Source organism: Bradyrhizobium manausense, from assembly GCF_001440035.1.
Taxonomy (GTDB): Bacteria; Pseudomonadota; Alphaproteobacteria; order Rhizobiales; family Xanthobacteraceae; genus Bradyrhizobium; species Bradyrhizobium manausense.
Map to the genome: position 1 here is coordinate 96,382 of NZ_LJYG01000045.1, position 3,831 is coordinate 100,212.

The 3,831-nt window shown below is 62.8% G+C and carries 4 protein-coding genes; 1 reads left to right on the top strand and 3 read right to left on the bottom strand.

Features of this window, described 5'->3' with window-relative positions:
- Positions 1–148: 148 nt before the first annotated feature.
- Positions 149–1,207, bottom strand: coding sequence for a phosphotransferase family protein (locus AOQ71_RS10765; protein WP_057745672.1), 1,059 nt, complete (start codon positions 1,205–1,207; stop codon positions 149–151).
- 138 nt (positions 1,208–1,345) lie between these two features.
- Positions 1,346–2,581: an acyl-CoA dehydrogenase family protein gene (locus tag AOQ71_RS10770; RefSeq protein WP_057745676.1), complete on the bottom strand. Its 1,236-nt coding sequence runs from the start codon at positions 2,579–2,581 to the stop codon at positions 1,346–1,348.
- Between the two features lie 331 nt (positions 2,582–2,912).
- Here AOQ71_RS10770 and AOQ71_RS10775 point away from each other — a divergent pair, with 331 nt between their 5' ends.
- Positions 2,913–3,575, top strand: coding sequence for a TetR/AcrR family transcriptional regulator (locus tag AOQ71_RS10775; protein WP_057745679.1), 663 nt, complete (start codon positions 2,913–2,915; stop codon positions 3,573–3,575).
- Between the two features lie 3 nt (positions 3,576–3,578).
- Here the strand turns inward: AOQ71_RS10775 and AOQ71_RS10780 are convergent.
- On the bottom strand, positions 3,579–3,831 hold a 253-nt coding region (locus AOQ71_RS10780; protein ID WP_245316836.1), incomplete at its 5' end, for a RidA family protein.

The following is a 3,831-nucleotide window of genomic DNA, read 5'->3' on the forward strand; positions in this document are numbered from 1 at the left end:
CATCCAGTACGCCGCGGCCTTTCGGTCAACATCAGCGTCTCTGGAATACTGGATTGTCCGCCTTCGCGGGCAATGACAGAGAGGCCGTGGAGAGAGTGCTCAATCAAAACAGAAAAAAGGCGCAGCCACCAGCCACGCCTTGTTGTGTCTACACCGCGCCCGCCTTCTGCGCGTATTCCCACGATGCCTTCGACAGCGGCACGGTGCGCTTGGCGGACTCCAGCGCCTTGGCGTTGGCGGCGGTGCCGTCCCGGACGCGACCGGCGATGCCCTGGGTGATGCCGGCAAGGCGGAACAGATTGTAGGCAAAATACCAGTTCAGATCGGGCACCGTCATCCTGGTGACGTTGCAATAGATCTGCGCGGCTTCCTCCACGCTCGGGATGTTGAGCGCCTTGAGGTCGGCGCCCTCGAGGCCCGGCATGATCCACTGCATCAACAGATAGGTGAAATCGGCCATGGGATCGCCGAGCGTCGACAGTTCCCAGTCGAGCACGGCCTGCACGCGTGGTTCCGTCGGGTGGAAAATCATATTGTCGAGGCGGTAGTCCCCATGGACGATCGAGACGCGCGCCTGCTCCGGCACGGTCTTGGGCAGCCATTCAGCAACCTTCTCGAACTCCGGAATGTGCTGGGTCTCGGACGCGCGATACTGCTTGGTCCAGCGGTCGATCTGGCGCGCGAAATAATTGCCAGGCTTGCCGAAGTCGCCGAGGCCAATCGCGACCGGATCGTACATATGGAGCTTCGCCAGCGTCTCGATCTTGCTGGTGAAGATCTTTCGGCGCGCATCTTTGTCCTGGCTCGGCAGCGTCGGATCCCAGAACACGCGCCCCTCCTCCATCGACATGATGTAGAAGGCAGCGCCGATGACGCCGTCGTCCTCGCACAGCGCATAGGCGCGCGCGACCGGGAAGCCCTGCTTTCCAAGGGCTGCGATGACGCGATATTCGCGGTCGACGGCGTGTGCGGACGGCAGCAATTTGCCGAACGGTTTTCTGCGCATCACGTAGGAGCGCGTGGGCGTGTTGAGCCGGTAGGTCGGATTGGACTGGCCGCCCTTGAACTGGAGGACGACGAGCGGGCCTTCAAAGCCTTCGACATGCTCGCGCATCCAGGCCTCAAGCCTGAGCTCGTCGAAGCGATGACGCTCCTCGACTGGCTTGGTGCCCGAGAACTCCTCGTCTTTCCTGACGCCGTCAGTCACGTGACGCTCCCCTCTTTTCATTGCCGTCATTCCGGGATGGTCCGAAGGACCAGACCCGGAATCTCGAGATTCCGGGTTCGCGCTTTGCGCGCCCCGGAATGACGGTGAGGAGAGCGCTGCTAGCGCTCTCCGCCGTTTCTAGTGCTTCGGAGAATTTGCATACTTCCGAACCTCGAGCCTTGCAATGGCGCGATTGTGCACTTCGTCCGGACCGTCAGCGAGACGCAGCGTGCGGATGTGGGCGTAGTCCTTGGCAAGGCCGGCCTCATCGGAGACGCCGGCGCCGCCGAACGCCTGGATCGCCTCGTCGATGATCTTCAGCGCCATGTTGGGCGCGGCGACCTTGATCATGGCGATCTCCGCCTGCGCGGTCTTGTTGCCGACCTTGTCCATCATGTCGGCAGCCTTCAGACACAGAAGACGCGTCATCTCGATGTTGGTGCGGGCGTCGCCAATGCGCTGCTCCCACACCGAATGCTCGACGATCTTCTTGCCGAAGGCGGTGCGCGAGGAGAGCCGCCTCACCATCTTCTCCAGCGCTTCCTCGGCCTTGCCGATGGTGCGCATGCAGTGATGAATACGGCCGGGCCCGAGGCGGCCCTGCGCGATCTCGAAGCCGCGGCCCTCGCCCAGCAGGATGTTCTCCTTCGGGACCCGCACGTTCTCGAGCAGCACCTGGGCATGGCCGTGCGGCGCGTCGTCGAAGCCAAACACCGGCAGCATCTTCTCGACCTTGATGCCTGGCGTGTCGAGCGGAACCAGGATCTGCGACTGCTGCTGATGCTTCGCGGCGTTGAAATCGGTCTTGCCCATCAGGATCGCGATCTTGCAGCGGGGATCGCCGACGCCTGATGACCACCATTTGCGGCCGTTGATGACGTAGTGATCGCCGTCCTTCTCGATGCGGGTCTCGATGTTGGTGGCATCGGACGAGGCCACGGCCGGTTCCGTCATCAGGAAGGCCGAGCGGATCTCGCCGTCCATCAGCGGACGCAGCCATTTGCGCTTCTGCTCCCTGGAGCCGTAGCGGATGAAGACTTCCATGTTGCCGGTGTCGGGCGCGGAGCAGTTGAACACTTCCGAGGCCCAGGTGATGCGGCCCATCTCTTCCGAGAGCAGCGCGTATTCGAGATTGGTCAATCCCGCGCCGCGGAATTCATCGTCCTCATGCTCGCTCGGCGGCAGGAACATGTTCCAGAGGCCTTCGGCCTTCGCCTTCTTCTTGAGGTCTTCAAGGATCGGAATCACCTTCCAGCGGTCGCCGCTCTTGTCCTGCTGATCGTAGATCGGCACCGCCGGACGCACGTGCTTGGCCATGAAGGACTGCACGCGCTCGAGCCATTCCTTCTGCTTGGGCGACATATCGAAGTCCATGGGACGCTCCTCGTCTCTCGCTTTGAAAGCCTGTTTTGCGCCGGACTGTCCTCCCGCGGTGCGCGGCCCGCAACCGCCATAAGGCGGATTGCGGGGCGTGGAACCGGCGGCACCCTGGTGCGGCACAATTCCATCAGGCGGATTGACTTTCGCCGGCCTTCAAACGATAGTTTCATACAAGTGTTTGAAATGCAACTCCCCTCGGCGCTGCGCGGCCCTCCTCACGTCATTCCGGGGCGACGCGAAGCGTCGAACCCGGAATCTCGAAATTGCAGCGCGAGATTCCGGGTTCGGCACTTTCGTGCCGCCCCGGAATGACGAGGTCCCAATCATGGCCAGCGATCATACGAGGTCTGCCATTCTCGCCGCCGCCGAACGGCTCTACGCCGATCGCGGCTTTGGCGACGTCACGCTGCGCGACATCGTCGCGGAGGCGGGCGTCAACCTCGCCGCGGTGAACTATCATTTCGGCTCGAAGGACGAGCTGATCGCGGAATTATTTGTCACCCGCTCGATCGCAACCAATCGCGAACGCTTGCGCGAATTGAAGGCGGCGGAAGAAGCCGGCGGCGGCCGCGCGCCGATCGAGGTGATCTTGCGCGCGCTGGTCGGTCCCACACTGCGCGGGTGCCTGGGCCCCGAGAACCAGCGCTCCACCGCGGCGCGCTTCATGATCCGCGCCTCGATCGAGTCAGTGCCGCCGATCCGCCGCATCAAGAACCGCGAGATCGACCATTTGCGCAAATTCGCGGGCGCGATGCGCAGGTCCCTGCCCGACCGCAGCGACGTCGATATCTATTGGGGCCTGAATTTCGCGCTGGCGATGGCGCATCACACCATCCGCGAGAGCGAGCGCCTGACGAAACTGTCGGAGGGAAAATGCGATCTCGACCACGTCGAGGACGTGGTCGAGCGCGTCGTCAGCGTCGCGACGATGGCGCTGACGGCGGGACGAACGGAGACCAAGGCGGCGTCGAAGGTCGCGGCGCGGTAGTCCTCACATCATCGCGATGCAGTCGATCTCGACGTCGAACGGACCGAACCATTCCGGCGTCACGACGAATATCCGCGCCGGCGGATCTTCAGGGAAATAGCGCGCATAGATCGTGTTGAACGTGGCGAAGTGCCTGGTCGAGGTGCAGTAGACGTTGCACTTCATGACATTGTCGAGCGAGGCGCCGGCCGTCTGAAGGCACAGCTTCATCTGCTCCATGACGATTTCGCTTTGGCGCTCGATTCCCATCCCGCCG